At 66.1% G+C, this 15,140-nt stretch carries 15 protein-coding genes, 1 tRNA gene and 1 pseudogene; 4 read left to right on the forward strand and 13 right to left on the reverse strand.

Annotation, left to right across the window (positions count from 1 at the left end; genetic code table 11):
- The first annotated feature begins 21 nt into the window (after positions 1-21).
- Positions 22-285 carry a hypothetical protein gene (locus tag P9230_RS08430; RefSeq protein WP_067003684.1) on the forward strand — a complete coding sequence of 88 codons (264 nt, stop codon included), beginning with the start codon at positions 22-24 and terminating at the stop codon, positions 283-285.
- 352 nt (positions 286-637) lie between these two features.
- Here P9230_RS08430 and P9230_RS08435 read toward each other — a convergent pair whose 3' ends face one another.
- The 10 genes and pseudogenes from P9230_RS08435 to P9230_RS08480 form a co-directional block, all read right to left on the reverse strand.
- Positions 638-1,876 carry a DUF1501 domain-containing protein gene (locus P9230_RS08435; protein WP_278118431.1) on the reverse strand — a complete coding sequence of 413 codons (1,239 nt, stop codon included), beginning with the start codon at positions 1,874-1,876 and terminating at the stop codon, positions 638-640.
- A 16-nt stretch (positions 1,877-1,892) separates the two neighbouring features.
- Positions 1,893-3,011: pseudogene (locus P9230_RS08440) on the reverse strand (DUF1800 family protein); the annotation flags it as partial.
- A 77-nt stretch (positions 3,012-3,088) separates the two neighbouring features.
- Entirely contained in the window at positions 3,089-3,373 is a 285-nt protein-coding gene (locus P9230_RS08445) for a hypothetical protein (protein WP_067003691.1), read from the reverse strand.
- A gap of 109 nt (positions 3,374-3,482) precedes the next feature.
- The gene (locus P9230_RS08450; protein ID WP_067003693.1) at positions 3,483-3,929 is read right to left on the reverse strand and encodes a periplasmic heavy metal sensor; all 447 of its coding nucleotides are present in this window, start codon (positions 3,927-3,929) and stop codon (positions 3,483-3,485) included.
- Positions 3,926-4,375, reverse strand: a complete 450-nt coding sequence (locus P9230_RS08455; protein WP_278118434.1) for a hypothetical protein — start codon at positions 4,373-4,375, stop codon at positions 3,926-3,928. The genes P9230_RS08450 and P9230_RS08455 overlap by 4 nt, the downstream gene beginning before the upstream one ends.
- Positions 4,376-4,434: 59 nt before the next feature.
- The gene (locus P9230_RS08460; RefSeq protein ID WP_278118435.1) at positions 4,435-4,968 is read right to left on the reverse strand and encodes an RNA polymerase sigma factor; all 534 of its coding nucleotides are present in this window, start codon (positions 4,966-4,968) and stop codon (positions 4,435-4,437) included.
- Positions 4,969-5,013: 45 nt separating this feature from the next.
- Positions 5,014-5,439, reverse strand: coding sequence for an acid-shock protein (locus tag P9230_RS08465; RefSeq protein ID WP_278118437.1), 426 nt, complete (start codon positions 5,437-5,439; stop codon positions 5,014-5,016).
- A gap of 155 nt (positions 5,440-5,594) precedes the next feature.
- On the reverse strand, positions 5,595-5,783 hold the full coding sequence (locus P9230_RS08470; protein WP_067003764.1) for a DUF2158 domain-containing protein: 189 nt from the start codon (positions 5,781-5,783) through the stop codon (positions 5,595-5,597).
- A gap of 127 nt (positions 5,784-5,910) precedes the next feature.
- Positions 5,911-7,719 carry an adenylate/guanylate cyclase domain-containing protein gene (locus P9230_RS08475; RefSeq protein ID WP_278118440.1) on the reverse strand — a complete coding sequence of 603 codons (1,809 nt, stop codon included), beginning with the start codon at positions 7,717-7,719 and terminating at the stop codon, positions 5,911-5,913.
- 412 nt (positions 7,720-8,131) lie between these two features.
- A tRNA-Thr gene (locus P9230_RS08480) sits at positions 8,132-8,207 on the reverse strand.
- 346 nt (positions 8,208-8,553) lie between these two features.
- Here P9230_RS08480 and P9230_RS08485 point away from each other — a divergent pair.
- The gene (locus P9230_RS08485) at positions 8,554-9,756 is read left to right on the forward strand and encodes a hypothetical protein (protein WP_278118442.1); all 1,203 of its coding nucleotides are present in this window, start codon (positions 8,554-8,556) and stop codon (positions 9,754-9,756) included.
- 104 nt (positions 9,757-9,860) lie between these two features.
- On the opposite strand, the gene P9230_RS08490 is transcribed toward P9230_RS08485, so the two are convergent.
- Positions 9,861-11,462 carry a cisplatin damage response ATP-dependent DNA ligase gene (locus tag P9230_RS08490; protein ID WP_278118444.1) on the reverse strand — a complete coding sequence of 534 codons (1,602 nt, stop codon included), beginning with the start codon at positions 11,460-11,462 and terminating at the stop codon, positions 9,861-9,863.
- A 232-nt stretch (positions 11,463-11,694) separates the two neighbouring features.
- On the reverse strand, positions 11,695-12,705 hold the full coding sequence (locus P9230_RS08495) for a ligase-associated DNA damage response exonuclease (protein ID WP_278057300.1): 1,011 nt from the start codon (positions 12,703-12,705) through the stop codon (positions 11,695-11,697).
- A gap of 108 nt (positions 12,706-12,813) precedes the next feature.
- On the opposite strand from P9230_RS08495, the gene P9230_RS08500 reads away from it, so the two are divergent.
- Positions 12,814-13,731 (forward strand): methyltransferase domain-containing protein, encoded by a 918-nt coding sequence (locus tag P9230_RS08500; RefSeq protein WP_278118446.1) that lies wholly within the window; start codon positions 12,814-12,816, stop codon positions 13,729-13,731.
- A 75-nt stretch (positions 13,732-13,806) separates the two neighbouring features.
- Positions 13,807-14,190, forward strand: a complete 384-nt coding sequence (locus tag P9230_RS08505; protein WP_127215783.1) for a hypothetical protein — start codon at positions 13,807-13,809, stop codon at positions 14,188-14,190.
- On the opposite strand, the gene P9230_RS08510 is transcribed toward P9230_RS08505, so the two are convergent.
- On the reverse strand, positions 14,184-15,125 hold the full coding sequence (locus tag P9230_RS08510) for a glyoxylate/hydroxypyruvate reductase A (protein ID WP_067324464.1): 942 nt from the start codon (positions 15,123-15,125) through the stop codon (positions 14,184-14,186). The two genes, P9230_RS08505 and P9230_RS08510, sit on opposite strands and share 7 nt — an antisense overlap.
- Positions 15,126-15,140: the final 15 nt, after the last annotated feature.

The raw sequence follows: 15,140 nt of genomic DNA on the forward strand, positions 1-15,140 counted from the left end.
TGAATCACGGAGACGAACTTTATGCTCACCAAATATTTGCTGCCGTTCGCATTGGCCGCCGGCACTTTGATGCTCTCCGCCGGCGCGCAGGCCATGCCGATGGCAAAGCCCAGCGCTGCGCCGCTGCCAGTCGAGACGGTCGGCTGGCGCTGCGGTCCTGGTTGGCACGTGAATCACTGGGGCAGATGCGTGCCGAACGGTCGCCGGTTCATCCGGCCCGTGCGCCACTGGCATCCGGGCTTCCGGTATCACCACCGCTGGCATCCCGGCTATTGGAGCTGGTGATCGGTTTGAGGGGCGCCCGTGCCGGAAACGGCGCGGGCGGCTTGCTAAGTTCCTCAAGCGAGGATTCAGACAGCCCTCAGAGACGGCGTCTGGACAGCGCCCCCTCTGTCTTGCCGGACATCTTCGCCGCAAGGGGGGAGATCAGACATCGCGCCGGCCTTCGCCAATCGTCAATGTCCTCTGTTCGACAGCGCAGAGTGGTCGCGGCGCCGAAGCTGCCAATCTCCCCCCCCAAGTGGGCCCAAGTGGGGGAGATGTCCGGCAAGACAGAGGGGGGCGCGAAGGATCTCGACCGATCTCACCTTGTGCCGCCGCGTTCCTGCCTCGCGGTTGATGGACAAAGTCGAAGCTCTCACGCCACCAAATCCCGCATCGGCTTCACCCCTCCTGACTCCGGAAACACCTTGTCGCCGAGCACGGCGGCGGAGAGCCCGAACTGCTCGGCAAGCAACCCCTTCAGCACCGCGCGCACATCGCTGGTCGGCGCGAGGTCGCGGCCTTGGTAGAGCTGAGCCGGCTTCAGCCCCGGCCAGTCGGCGATGACGCGGCCACCTTTGATCGCGCCGCCGGCGAGCAGCACTACCGTGCCGGTGCCGTGGTCCGTGCCGACGGTGCCGTTGACGCGGGCGGTGCGGCCGAATTCGGTGATGGCGACGATCGCGGTGTCCTTCCAGCGCTCGCCGAGCCCTTTCTCGAATTCCTCGAAGGCGCCATCGAGGCCGCCGAGCAGCTTGGCGAGCCGCCCGGTGGCGCCGCCCTCGTTGACATGCGTGTCCCAGCCGTCGAAGGCCAGCGCCGCAATGCGCGGCCCGTCGTCGGCGGCCATCAGTTTCGCCGCGCCTTGCGCGGACTGGCGCATGCAGGCGGCGTTGGCGAGGCCGCCGTGGGGTTTCATCGTGCTGCCATCGAGCTGGTCGCTCATCGCCATGCGGTCGGCGTCGAGGCCCTTCTGCAGCACCGCTGCCAGCACCGGGTCGCGATGGTTGTAGAGGTCGAGCACACGCTCCGCCAGCGCATCGCTGGGCGTCGGCAGCGCCTGCGGTGCCCAGCCGAGCACGGGTGCTGCGCCACGGATCACCAGCGGCATCGATGGGCCGACCGCCAGCCCGCCGAGCTTGGCCACTCTTTCACCTGCCGGGAGGCTGGCTATCGCCCGATTCAGCCAACCGGTTGTGGCGTTGCCAGGGCCCGGCAGGCCGCTCTCCAGCACCTCCTGACCGTCGAAATGCGAGCGGTCGCGGTAGCCGGTCGCGGCCGCGTGCACCGCGGCCGCCTGACCTGCCTTGAACAGCCGCGCGAACACCGGCATCGCGGGATTGATCGCGAAGAAGCTGTCGAGCGGCAGCGCCGCATTGGCGCCGGAGAGCGACAGCGCGATGTCGCCATGCAGGCCGGCATAGTCGGGGTCACCGAGCGGGCCGATCGTCGACAGCCCATCCAGCGCGCCGCGCAATATGATGACGATCAGGCGCGGATCGCGATGGTCGGCGGCGCGGGCGAAGCGTGGCAGACAGGCCCAGGCAAACAGCGCGCCGCCTGTCGTCAGCACGGCGCGCCGAGATGGATTCGGCGTTTCACAAAGAAGACTCATGCCGCTTCTCCATTGTTCACCGGCGTTGGAATTCCGGCGCCATCAGCAGCAGCGCCAGGCCTTGCTGTCTGGACTCGGCGCGCGCGATCGCTTGGCGCGTCTCGGCCGAGGCGGAGGCGCCTATTACGGCGGAAAGCATGTCATCGGGATTGCCGATGTCGCTCGCCTGACGAGCCGCTTGCCAGGCGATGTCGAGGCGCGTCTTGAGGCCTTCGGCGGACGCCCAGCTATCCGTCCGGTCGGAAAAGCCGTTCGGCCCGGGCGGTTGCCAGAGCGGCTCGCCCAGCGCCCTTAGCCAGCGCAGCGTTCGTTGCGGCTCTTTCCCGGTGGTGGAGCCGATCGCCCGCCGGACCGCTACGGCATAGTCCAACGGCGAGCGCAATTTTGTCAGCGGCAGCGACCAGGCTTCAGGCAGATCGACCAGTGCAAGCGCGAGCGCGCGCAGGTCGCCGTCCGTCTTGGTGAAGATCTCGGCAAGGCGGTCGACTACAGCCGCCGGCGGATCGTCGGCAATGAAATGGCGGGCAAGCTTGGTAGCGATGTGGCGCGCGGTCGCCGGCTGGCGGGCGATGTCGTTGAGCGCGGCCTCGGCCTGGACCATGCCGCCGGCCGGGTAGGTCTTGCCGAGCAGCACCGCCTCGCCAGGCTGATGCGCATCGGGGTCGAACACAAATGTGCCGGGCTCTCCGAGGCGGCCCTTCCGCCCGGCCATCGTCCAGCCGGTGAGCGCTCCCGCGAAACTCGTGACATCCGCCTGGCTATAGCCGCCGTCGACGCCCAGTGTGTGCAATTCCAGGATCTCGCGGGCGAGGTTCTCGTTGAGGCCGCGGCCGCGCCTTTTTCCGGCGCGCGAATCCGGTCCGGCCGATTGTCGGTTGTCGAGGTAGAACAGCATCGCCGGGTGATGCTCGACGGCCAGCAGCATGTCGGCGAAGCGGCCGAGCACGAAGGGGCGGACAGCCTCGCGCTCGAAAGCGCCGGCGCAGGCCCGCACGAGTTGGCCCTTGGCGGTCGAGACGCAGAAATGGTTCGACCAGAAACCGACCAGTCTTTCGACAAAGCCCGGTGCGGCACCGAGCGCCTTGTCGAAACGGGCTTGCGCTTCATCCCGATAGATATCGGCCTCGACCGGCGGCACGCCTGACTTGCGTTGATCTCCACGGTCGAAAAGCCTTATGATGCCGGAGTCGACATGATGAGGCCGGCAGGGGCTTACCAGCGGCGCCAGTAACGATCGCCGTGCCACGGACGCCAGGCCGGGCCGATATAGACGCTTGGGCCACCCCAGTAGTAATAGCCCGGATAGATCACGCGGCGGTTGGGCACGCAGCGACCCCACCGGTTGGGGTGCCAGCCGGGGCCGCAGCCCCAGGCCACATGCTCGACAATCGCAGGCGCCGCAGGCGCCGCAAGCGGCATTGCCGAGGCTGCACTTGCCGCGGCAGTCCCGCCGATGGCAAGCGCAGCCGCAACAGAATATTTCGTCAGACCATTCATGGGATACTCCGAAGTTTCTCGAGGTTGAACCGGCCACGTCGCGTTCGCGTGGCGGCAGGCGTGTCCCTCTTTTTCTTTGAACGGAGACGGCCGGCGCTTTCCGTCGCTCTTATGGCGTATTTTTTGCCGGGATGGGCCGCTGCCTGCCGACATGGCGCAATAGGGCGTCGGCCAGCAGCTTACGGTCATCTAGCGGGCTCGACGCGGCGAATTCGACGATGCGCTGTTCCAGCCGGCTGCGGATGGTGGCGTCGGCATTGCGCGCCCGCTCCAGGGCCGCGGCCAGAGCGTTGGCGTCGAGCGTCGGCTGCTGCAAGAGGTTGGCCGCCTCACGCCGCGCCTGCTGTCCGTCGAGGATGACTGCGCGCGACTCGCGCCGAACCTCGCGCAACGCCTGGCGGAATACCTTGCGGTCGCTGGCGGGAAGCTGACCGCCGGCCGATTCCAGCGAATAGCCGCCTCCGGAACGGCCGATCAGCCAGCCTGCACCGCCGGCGACGGCACCGATCAGGAAGACGTTCAGCACCAGCGATGCCGCGAAAAGACGAGCGCTCATAGATCCTCCGTGTCGGCGTCGGGACCGGCATCGCCGAACGACGTTGCGTTGGCATCCATCACATAATGGTCGGACGTGGCATCTGGCGTGACGACGCTGACCAGCGCCAGCCCGACCACGGCGCCGGCAAGGCCGACGCCGGCAAGCCCAAAGCCCAGCCACCAAAACCGGCGGCGGCGCCCCTGGCTGAGCTGCGTGGTGGCCCGTGCGACAATCTCGCCATGCAGCGTCCGGCTTGGGGCCTCGACGAGATGGCGGTCGAGAACGGCATCGAGCCTGCCGGCGGTCGCTAAGATGGCGCGACCCTCCTCGCTCTCCGCAAACAGCGTGGCGGCAGCCTGCTCGGCCCGCGGCCAGCGATGCAGGGCGCTGCCATAGGCGTCCGCAAGTGCGGTGAAGCGTTGGGCACTCATCGGCCCGTCAGCGGCCTTTCTTTCGTCAGCCATCTGGTTTCCCCTTCCACGGGTTTGACGTGGCCACCCGAGTCCCAATCGCCGCCAGTTGCTCAGTCATCGCCATCTCCGATGAGCATGGCCTGCAACGAGCGCCGGCCCCGCGCGAGCAGGCTTTCCAGCGCATCGACGCTGACCTGCATGGCGCCGGCGGCCTCGATGTTGGACATCTCCTGATAATAGACGAGCACGATCGCCTCGCGCTGGCGCGGCGCGATGCGCAGCAGCGCCTGCTGGACGCGCCGGCCTTCATCTTCGGCGTCGGGAAGCGGTGCCTCATCCGCCGCCTCCGGCAGTTCGTCCGTCACCCATTCGCGGCGCCGCCGCAGCCGGTCGTAGCAGAGATTGAGCGCCACCCGGTGGACCCAGGTGTCGAAACGCGCATGACCCTGGCGCCAGCCCGAGGCATGACGCCAGATGCGCACGAAGGTCTCCTGGGCGACGTCCTCGGCCTCGGCGGCATCGCCGAGCATGCGGGTGGCGAGCGAAAGCAGGCGCGGCAGCTTGCGCGCCACCATCGCCTGCACGGCGGCTTGATCGCCGGAACCGATGCGCCGTACCAGTTCCTCGTCCGGATCGGCGCCCATCAAGCGGGGCGCTCCCAATGATCATCGTGCTGCATGACCTCTCGGTCATTGCTCCTGATTGGGAGCGGTTTTGTGGCCCGGCCATTCCTCGGCGCTCACCACGCCGTCGCCGTTCTTGTCGAGCCTGGCGAAGCGCTTGGCCAAGAAGGCGTCGAGCTCGGATTTGTCGACGAAGCCGTCCTTGTTGGCGTCCATCCGCGCGAAGGATTTGGCAGGATCGCCCTTGGCCTTGCGCTGGGTCTGGAACGCCGTCCACTCGGCGAGGCTGACCTTGCCGTCGCCGTCGGTGTCCGCCCGCATGAAAGCCTTTTCCCGGCGCGCCTCGAACTTTTCCAAGGTGATGCCGGGCCTGGCGGAGGCGGACGCGATTGGCGCCGGCTGCGCCGGCGCGGTGGCAGGCGTCGCTGTCTGGGCGGCCGCGGCGGCGGCCTGCAGGCCAAGGGCAACGACAAATATCGAACGGCGGATCATGCTCTCGTCTCCGGTTGCGCATGGCCATTGGCGGCCACGCTTCAGCCGTTAAACGCGGCAACAGGGAAAATCCGTCGGTCGTTTCTGACGAGACAATTAGCAAGAGTCCGGCAAGAAGCCGGGCCGGAGCCGATCGGGAACGAGGGTGAGCGAAACTATTTCCGTTCGTCGACCACCATCAGCTGATCCGGCTTGAAGCCGGCATGTTGCGGGGTCCACACGTCGCCATCACGATTGAACCAGTGGCACAGATACGTGCCCGAGGCAGCGCCATCACTCACCGTCATCTCCGGGCCTCCGGATTTTAGCCTGACGACGTCACCGGTCTTGAAAGTGTTGGGCATTTTGGCCTCCTTGCTAGAGACCGGGAGTTTCCCACCAACAGCGATTCTCGACAATGCCCGAGATGCGCGGCAAAGCCGCCTGGCCGCAGGCGGCGCGCAGGAGAGGGCATCGTTGCAGCCGCGGCGATCACTCCGGCACGCCGGCGATGCCCAGCGCCTCGACGTAGCGCTCGGCGAACACCTTGTCCAGCCACGGGTTGATCTGTCTCTGCAGGGTGAGCGTGAAGGTCGGGAACGCCTCCATCAGGCGGCGCGCCGCGGCCTGCGCCTCGTCCAGCCGGTTGAGCTTGACCAGCGCCATGATCACCACGCGGTGCGAGGAGCCGTAGTTCGGCATCTCGTGCAGCGCGCGTTCTCCCCATGCCAGCGCTTCCTCGTAGCGCTCGAGCATCAGATAGCTCATCCCGATGCCGGAGAGCGCGATGCCTTTCTCGGGGTCGACCGGACTCAGCCGCATCGCCCTGTGAAAGTGCTCGATCGCCACGAGCGGGCGGCTGGAATGCGCGTTCACCCAGCCGCTGCCGGTATGGCCCTGCGCCGAATTGGGGTTGAGCAGCAGGGACCGTTCGATCGTGCCCAGCGCCATCTCGTATTCCTTCGCGCTGTAGGCGATCACCTGCGCCGCGAAGCGCAGGCTCGTGGGGTCGTCGCGCGCTTCCGCCAGCACCTCGCGCGCCATACGCGCGGCGACTCGCACATCGTCGGGTTCGTGCCAGCACTGGCTCACGGATAGGCTGCGGATATAGGCGCCGAGTGCCTTCGCCAAGGTGAAGCCCGGGTCGATGCTGAGCGCCTCGTTGGTGAGTCGGCGTACATCGGCAAAGCCTTCGCGCGTCATGCTGTAGAAGCGCGGCAGTGCGCGAAGATAGAGGTCGTAGGCGCTGATGTAGTCGGTCGGCTTCATGCGCGCCTGCTTGATCTCCTCCAGCCGGATGCTCGGCTCGACAGCACCGACGACGCTCTCGGTCACCTTGTCCTGCAAGTCGAAGATGTCGCTCACGTCGCCTTCGAAGCGGCCGGTCCAGACATGGTGACCGCTGATCGCGTCTACCAACTGCCCGCTGATGCGCACGCGAGATCCGGCTCTGCGGATGCTGCCTTCGAGCACGTAGCGGACGCCCAGCTCGCGCCCGACCTGGCGCAGGTCGACCGCCCGGCCCTTGTAGGTGAAGGACGAGTTGCGGGCGATCACGAAGAAGGAGTTCACCCGGCTCAATCCCGTGATGATGTCCTCGACCAGCCCGTCGGCGAAGTATTCCTGGTCAGGGTCGCCGCTCATGTTGGTGAAAGGCAAAACCGCGATCGAGGGCTTCTCGGGCAGGGGAGGCGGTACAGCCACCGAGGCGCTGGCGTCGGTCTCGACGCGGTAGGCGCGCACGGGCCGCTCGATGTTCTTGAGGCGCAGGTTGCCGAGCGGGGTGAAGCCGCAGTCGAGCTTGCCCTGAAGGTGGTCGTAGGCGGTGCCCGAGACGACCACGGTCCCGGGATCGGCGGCGCTTTCGAGGCGGGCGGCGATGTTGACCCCGTCGCCGTAGAGGTCGCCGTCCTCCTCGCAGACCACGTCGCCGAGATTGACGCCGATGCGCAAGCGAATCCGCTCTTCCTCCGGCGTTTCCGCCTCGTGTTCCGCCACAGCCTGCTGGATCGCCACCGCCGATGTCACCGCATTGACGACGCTCGCGAATTCGCAGAGCATGCCGTCGCCGGTGAGCTTGACGATGCGCCCCTGATTCTCGGAAACCAGCGGTTCGAGGAGGTCCTTGCGGTAGGCCTTCAGCCGCTCGAGCGTGCCGCGTTCGTCGCGCTCCGTCAGGCGCGAATAGCCAACCACGTCGCAAGCCAGGATCGCTGCGAGGTGGCGCTGCGTGGTCATGGCACGGCTCAGCCAGGCGCCTGCACGCGCGCCGTCCCCCGTCCATGTCCTGCCGGCTTCCATGCGCCTCACCTGCACGGTATCCATCTTTCCCAATCTCCGCCCGTCGCTGGAACGGAGAGCAACCTGACCTTGCCCTCACGAGATTCCGCTATCCAGCTTGCGAAACCTGGAGCGTTCAGTCGCGCTACAGTCAACCAACGACCCGCCCACGCAGCCTCTGGGGACGCTGACGCCACTTCCAGAAGGCCGGGGATGTTGCCTGGCTTGTGTAACCGGTTGACGCCACCGTGGCGGCGCTTTTGTATCGGCATCACACCGAACACTCACGCTTGGAGGTGCTGAGGTCGGCAAGCGGCGAAATGCTGCCGTACGACGCCGCAGCGTTTCGGCTCAGGGCGATCTTGGGTGGGTTTATGGGCGAACCCAAATCCACCCGACAGGCTGGTATTGGAATTACACGCTTTTAGGAAACTGGTGCCGCTTGCGTGACTCGAACACGCGACCCCATCATTACGAATGATGTGCTCTACCAACTGAGCTAAAGCGGCCCGGGAAGCCGCTGGGCTTCCAAGATGCGCCGGTTGATAGACTCAACCGCCAGCTAATTCAAGATGGCTGGCGGCGAAATCCTGCGCTCATGCGCGGCAATTCCGTCGCTTGCCGCTGCGCGTCAGCCTTAAGCGCCGCGCCAGCACGGCTTGCGGGCCCGCGCCGGCAGGCGTTCGATTCCGTTGCAGGCCGATCCGGCGGCGGCGACAAAAATGTTGATTCTTCAACAAAAAACGCCGAAATGGGCATTGGATGCGTCGGCAAGGCAGCCGCCCGCCCGTTGATTGACTGGTCGCCTGCGGCTAACGATCGATAACTGTGAGCGAACGCGCAGAGGGAGCTCGCTTGGACGCCATCGAGAAAGCGATCCGCAACGCCTTCGAGAAAGGCAATCCCGAGGACCGGGCGTTTCGCGAGAAGGTCTATCGCTCGGCCTTTGCCGCGCTCGATCGCGTGCTGCAGGCCAACCCCAACGTGACGGTGGAAGCCGCCATCAACCGCCGCAAGGCGGTGCAGGCCAAGATCACCGAGATCGAATCCGAATTCCTGCCGGCTGTCCAGGCCGTTCCTGACGTGACGCTTCCGCTGGACAGCGGTCCATTCGTCGGCAACGCCGCGCCGGGGCCCGCGGTCGACACGCCGAGCCAGTCTCCCGCGCCGCCGGTGGATGCCCCGCGGGGCCCCGACCAGGGGGCACCGTCGCCGTCGATTACCGTCGACGGTCCGGTGCAGCCCGACACATCGGATGCGCCGCGCTCGCGCGTGCTGCCCCGCGTGCCCGACATCATGCCGGACGAGGCGCTTCCGAACGCGCCGACGCTTGATGACTCTCCCGGAGCGTCCATCGGCAACGGCGCCGAAGTGGCGCCGGATCGCGATGAACGGCGTATCCGTGGCCGGCGCCTGCCGCTCACCGCCATCTTTGTCGCGGCGACGCTGCTGGCGGCTGCCGGCATCGGCCTCTATTTCGCCAAGCAGACCGGCGTCTTCAAGACGGCGGCTGAACTCAACACCGGTCCGCCCGAGCCGACCCCGACGCTGGAAGACGAAGACTCCTCGCAGCCAGCCGAAACCGGCTCGCCGCAGAAGCCCGGCGAGGCGGATCAGTCGAAGAACTGGATCAACGTCTTCTCGCCCAGCGATCCGACCCATGTCAGCACACCGTCCGACGCCGCCGCCGATGTCATGAAGGACGACACCGGTCAGTTCCTGCGCGCCCGCTCGGGCGCATCCGGCTCGGCCATCGCCTTCGATGTCGGCCAGGGCGTGCTGGAAAAGCTTGCCGGCAAGCATGCCATGTTCGACATCATCGCCCGCTCGGAAGAAGGCAAGGAGACGCAGATCTCGGTCGACTGCAATTTCGGCGAGCTCGGCGATTGCGGCCGCAAGCGCTATGCCGTTGGCCACGAGCGCAACGAATACCTGTTCGACGTGCAGTTCCCGAACAAGCACCCGGGTGCGGCCGGCACCATCGCCGTCAACTCCGACTTCGACAAGCAGGGCAAGTCCGTCGACATCTACGAGATCCGCGTGTCGATCGCGGAGTGACCTCGGCATCGGCAGCGAGGGGCTATCTCCAGGGATGCGACCGACCTCCCCTTGATGGGAAGGTCGGCGCGAAGCGCCGGGTGGGGTGAAGCGTCGGCAGATTTCTAGCTGTCGAGCAACGCCTGCAGCGTCTCGATCCGGTCGGCCTCGGCGGAGGGCTTGTCCCAGCGCAACCGTGAGATGCGCGGAAAGCGCATCGCGACGCCAGATTTATGGCGCGTCGAGCGGTTGAGCCCTTCGAAGGCCACTTCCAGCACCAGCCCATTCTTGCGATCGGCGCGCACCGAGCGCACCGGCCCGAACCGCTCGATCGTATGGTCGCGCACATATTTGTCGATTTGCCGCAGCTCCTCGTCGGTGAAGCCGAAATAGGCCTTGCCGACCGGCACCAGCTCTTCCGATCCCTCCGGGCCTGACCAGACCCCGAAAGTGTAGTCGGAATAGAAGCTCGATCGCTTGCCGTGGCCGCGCTGCGCATACATCAGCACCGCGTCGATCGTGTGCGGATCGCGCTTCCACTTGAACCAGGGGCCTTTCGGCCGGCCGGCAAGATAGGGCGAATCCCTGCGCTTCAGCATCACCCCTTCGATGATCGGATGCGGCGGCGCCTGGCGCAGCCGCTCCAGCGTCTCCCAATCCGAAAATTCGACCAGCGGCGAGAGGTCGAAGCGGCTGGGATCGAGCGTCTCGACGAAGGCTCCGAGCCGGGTGCGGCGCTCGGCGAAGGGGAGGCTGCGCAAATCCTCGCCGTTGATTTGCAGCGCGTCGTAGCAGCGCATGAAGGCCGGATATTGCTGCTGGATTTTTGGCGAGACGCTCTTGCGGTTCAGCCGCTGCTGCAGGTCGGAGAAGGTTCCGGTCGCCTCGCGCGGGTCGCCGACCAGCAATTCGCCGTCGAGCGCCGCCTCGAAATCCATCGTCGCGGCGAGGTCCGGGAAGGCGCCGGAAACATCGTCGCCGGTGCGGGAATAGAGCCGGCGGATGCCGCCCTCGCACACCGCCTGGACGCGGATGCCGTCCCATTTCCACTCCGCCGCATAATCGGCCGGTTCGAGCTTTTCCAAATCGCCGTCGTCGACCGCGTTGGACAGCATCACCGGCCGGAACAATGCGAGCGCGGCGCTTCTCGGTTTTTCCGCCCGGCCTTCCAGCCACGCAAAGAGCGCCGTGTAGGGTGGCGTCAGCCCGTGCCAGAGCTCCTCGATCTCGACGACATCGACTTGGCCGAGATCGGCCAACGCCTGCTTGGCAAGCCGCGCCGACACGCCGATGCGCAACCCGCCGGTAACCAGCTTGATGATGGCGAAGCGCGCAGAGATGCTGGCGCTGTCGAGAAGCCTAGCGAGCACCTGCGGCCCGTCGGAGCGGCTCGCCGCCTGCAGCTTGCCGACCACTTCGGCGAGCGTTGGCGCGTGGTTCGGTATGTGGCCGGCCGGCTGCGGCCAGACCAGCGACACCGTCTCGGCGAGATCGCCAACATAATCGTAGGAATAGCCGAACAGCACGGGGTCCATCCGCTCGACCACCAGCCCGCGCAGCATCGCCGGCTTCACCGCCGCGATCGACAGATCGCCGGTGATCGCCGCCAGCGCCAGTCCGCGGTCGGGATCCTCGACGCTACGGAAATAGTCGGTGAGCAGCGTCAGCTTGCCGTTGCGCGAAGGCGTCAGCACCAGCCGGTCGAGGAGCTCGGCGAAGCGGTTCATGCGCGACACGCCAATGACGAAAGCCGGCGCGAGGCACCCCTCTCTGTCCTGCCGGCCATCTCCCCCTCAAGGGGGGAGATCAGATGCCGCGCCGGCTTTCGCCAATCTCTCGCGTCGCGGGAGATGCGTCGGCGCTGAAACTGCCAATCTCCCCCCTTGAGGGGGAGATGTCCGGCAGGACAGAGGGTGGCGCCGTAGAACTCGGCGGCGGCGATTGGCGAACACTGTTCCATCAATCGCCCTCGTCCTCATACCCAACAAGATGCAGCGGCCGCGCGGCGATGCCCTCCAGCTCGCACCAGCGCACCAGCGCTTCCTCGCGGCCATGCGTCACCCAGATCTCCGCGGCGCCGGTTTCCTTGATCGTGGCGATGAGCTCGTCCCAGTCGGCATGGTCGGAAATGATCAGCGGCAGCTCGACGCCGCCCTGCTTGGCGCGCTGACGGATGCGCATCCAACCTGAAGCGAAGCAGGCGATCGGGTCGGGGAAGCGCCGCGCCCAGCGGTCGGCGAACGCGGCCGGCGGCCCGACGACAATGGCGCCTTCGAAATCGGCCTTGCCGCCGCTTTCCACCGTCGCCGGTTCGATCTGCCCCAGATCGATGCCCTGGCTCTGGTAATACTCGCTGAGCTTGGCCAGCGCGCCATGGATATAGATCGGCCTGTCGTAACCGGCCTCGCGCAGCAGCCGCATGACGCGCTGCGCCTTGCCGAGCGCATAGGCGCCGATCAGGTGCGAACGCTCGGGAAATTGTGTCGCCGATTTGAGCAGGCGCGCGATCTCCTCATGGTCCGGCGGGTGCCGGAACACCGGCAGCCCGAAGGTCGCCTCGGTGATGAAGACATCGCAAGGCACCGGCTCGAACGGCAGGCAGGTAGCGTCCTTCTGGCGCTTGTAGTCGCCGGAGGCGACGATGCGCAGGCCCTGATGCTCGACGACGATCTGCGCCGAACCCAGCACATGCCCGGCCGGATGGAAAGTGACGGAGACGCCGTTGATATCAATCGTCTCGCCAATGACTGCTGCCTGCGTGGTTTCGGCGAAATCCTCGCCATAGCGCAGGCCCATGATGTCGAGCGTTTGCTGTGTGGCGAGCACCGAGCGGTGGCCTGAGCGCGCATGATCGGAATGGCCGTGCGTGATCAGTGCGCGGCTGACCGGCCGCACCGGATCGATGAAGAAATCGCCTGGCGGGCAGTAGAGCCCTTCGGGTCGTGGCTTGAGCAGGTCGCTGGCGCGCATGGCCTTGAACATAGTGGCTGAATTCGACGCGGGAAGCCTGTTGCAACAGACTGCTGACTCGTCCTACAGCCGGCCGCCGGTTCGCACACCGGCGGGACCAATGGAACCATGAAACCACTTCAGGCCTCGTCCGGCTATTTGACCGCCGACCGTCGCGCCGACTTTGCCGAGATGCTGCTGGCCTCCGGCGAGCCTGCGCAGGCGGCGGAGCTTTTGCTTGGCGCGCTGGAGCTGGCGCCGCAATGGGCGGCGGGCTGGTTCCGGCTCGGCGAGATGCAGGAGGCCGCACGTTTTCCCGACCAGGCAGCCCACGCATGGGCGATGGCCATGAAGCTCGATCCCGCAGACCGGCTGGGTTCCGCGCTCAAGCTGCAACTGATCGGTCATGCGCCGGTGGCAGCGGCTCCGCCCAGCGCTTTCGTCGAGACCCTGTTCAATCACTATGCCGACAGTTTCGAGCAATCGCTGGTCGGGAAACTCCGCTATCGGATGCCCGAGTTTCTCGAGCGCGCCATTCGCGCGGCGAGCCCGAGCCGGTTCCGGCTGGCGCTCGACCTCGGCTGCGGCACCGGCCTGATGGGCGAAAGGCTGCGCCCGATCGTCGACCGGCTGGAAGGCTATGACATTTCGAGCAGCATGTTGCGGAAGGCGCGCGCCAAAGGCATCTACGACCGGCTTTCCAAGTCCGATCTCCAGCATTTTTCTCGACCCGACGCGAAAGCCGACCTCGTGGTCGCCGCCGACGTGTTCATCTATGTCGGGGCGCTCGAACGCATTGTTAGAGCAATTGCCGACAGTCTGGTCGATGAAGGGCTCTGTGTGTTCTCGGTCGAGACACTTGCCGGTGGCGATGACTTTGCATTGCTGCCCTCGCGGCGCTACGCGCATTCCGAGGCTTATGTGCGGCACGTTCTCGCCGACAGCGGGTTTGCGATCCTGTCGCTGGAAAGCACGACCATCCGGCATGACCGCGGCGAGCCAGTAGGAGGCCTTGCGGTGATAGCCCGTCGCAGGCCGGCGGAATGAGGGCGACGGCTGCTCGCGAAAAAGCCCGAATCGCGTGTCGGCTTAAGGCGTGGCGATACGGCACGGAGAATTACCATGCGCTGGACCATGGCTGTGTTGGCATCTTGCCTGATGACGGCCGGCTGCGTAGGTGGCACTTCGATGGCGGAGCGCCAGGACGAAAACGTCCAATCCTCGCTGCAATATGACAGCGTGCCCTGCGAACAGCTGCTAGCCAATCGCAACGCGCTGGCGCAGCAATACAATCTGCCGGTCACCGCAAAACCGGCTTTCTCCAATCCGGCGATGGGTTTTGGCCCGTTCACGCCGGACATGCGCTCCAGGGCGCAGCGCGACAGCGACAAGGCGAGCGGCGAGATCGACGCAATGAACCGCTCGATCGAACGGCGCGATTGCGGCAAGCCGAAGAAGAAGGACAAGTTCGCGCTGCCGGGCTCGAAGCCGGCGTCTGCTCAGTAACCCGCTTCGCGATCGACGACGTTTTCGAGCTTTTCGCCGCGCTCGAAGGCGGCCATCTGCCGAAGCATGATCGGCACCAGATGGGCCGGGTCCGAGGTCGCCGCCGCATGCGGCGTCACGAACACTTTCGGATGGCTCCACAACGGGCTCGTCTTCGGCAGCGGCTCGACCTCGAACACGTCGAGGCTCGCTTCCTTCAGCGTGCCGTCGTCCAGCGCGCGCAGGATGTCGGCATCCTTCTGCAGCCGCCCGCGCCCGGCGTTGATCAGCACCGAGCCGCCGAGGCCGTTGCGTTTGCGCAATTCCTTCAGAACGGCGTAATTGACGATGCCTTGCGTGCGCGGCGTCAGCGGCAACAGCACCACCAGGATGTCGGTGGCGTTGAGGAAGGGGATCAGCCCGCCTTCGCCGGAATAAGTCGACACGCCCTGCATCGGGTGCTCGGTGCGCGACCAGCCGTTCACGGCGAAGCCTAGCGCCAAAAGCACCGATGCCGCGGCGCGGCCAAGGTTGCCGAGACCCATGATGCCGACCGAGATGTCGCCGGCCGGGCGTTGCGGCGGCTCGTGCCAGGTCTTCTTCTGCTGTTGCGCTCGGTAGAGCATGCCCTGGCGATGGTGGTCGAGCACGCGCCAGACGACATACTCGGTCATGTATTGCGTGAGATTGTCGGCAACGACCCGGACGATCGGCACCTCGGGCAGGCCGGGGTCGGCGAAGATATGGTCGACGCCTGCGCCGATCGAGAAGATGGCGCGCAAATTGGGCAGCGACGACAACAGATTCGGTTTCTGCTTCCACACCACTGCATAAGCGATCGAGGGATCGCTCGGACCATCGGGCTCCAGCACCACCTCGCGCTCGGCCGCGAGCAGTTCGCGCCAGCGCTGCGGGTGAAAGCCGGTGAGGGCAAGCAGAACTTTGCCTTTTTCCATTCGCGCAGTGTCTTT

Source organism: Mesorhizobium sp. WSM4887, assembly GCF_029625865.1.
Taxonomy (GTDB): domain Bacteria; phylum Pseudomonadota; class Alphaproteobacteria; order Rhizobiales; family Rhizobiaceae; genus Mesorhizobium.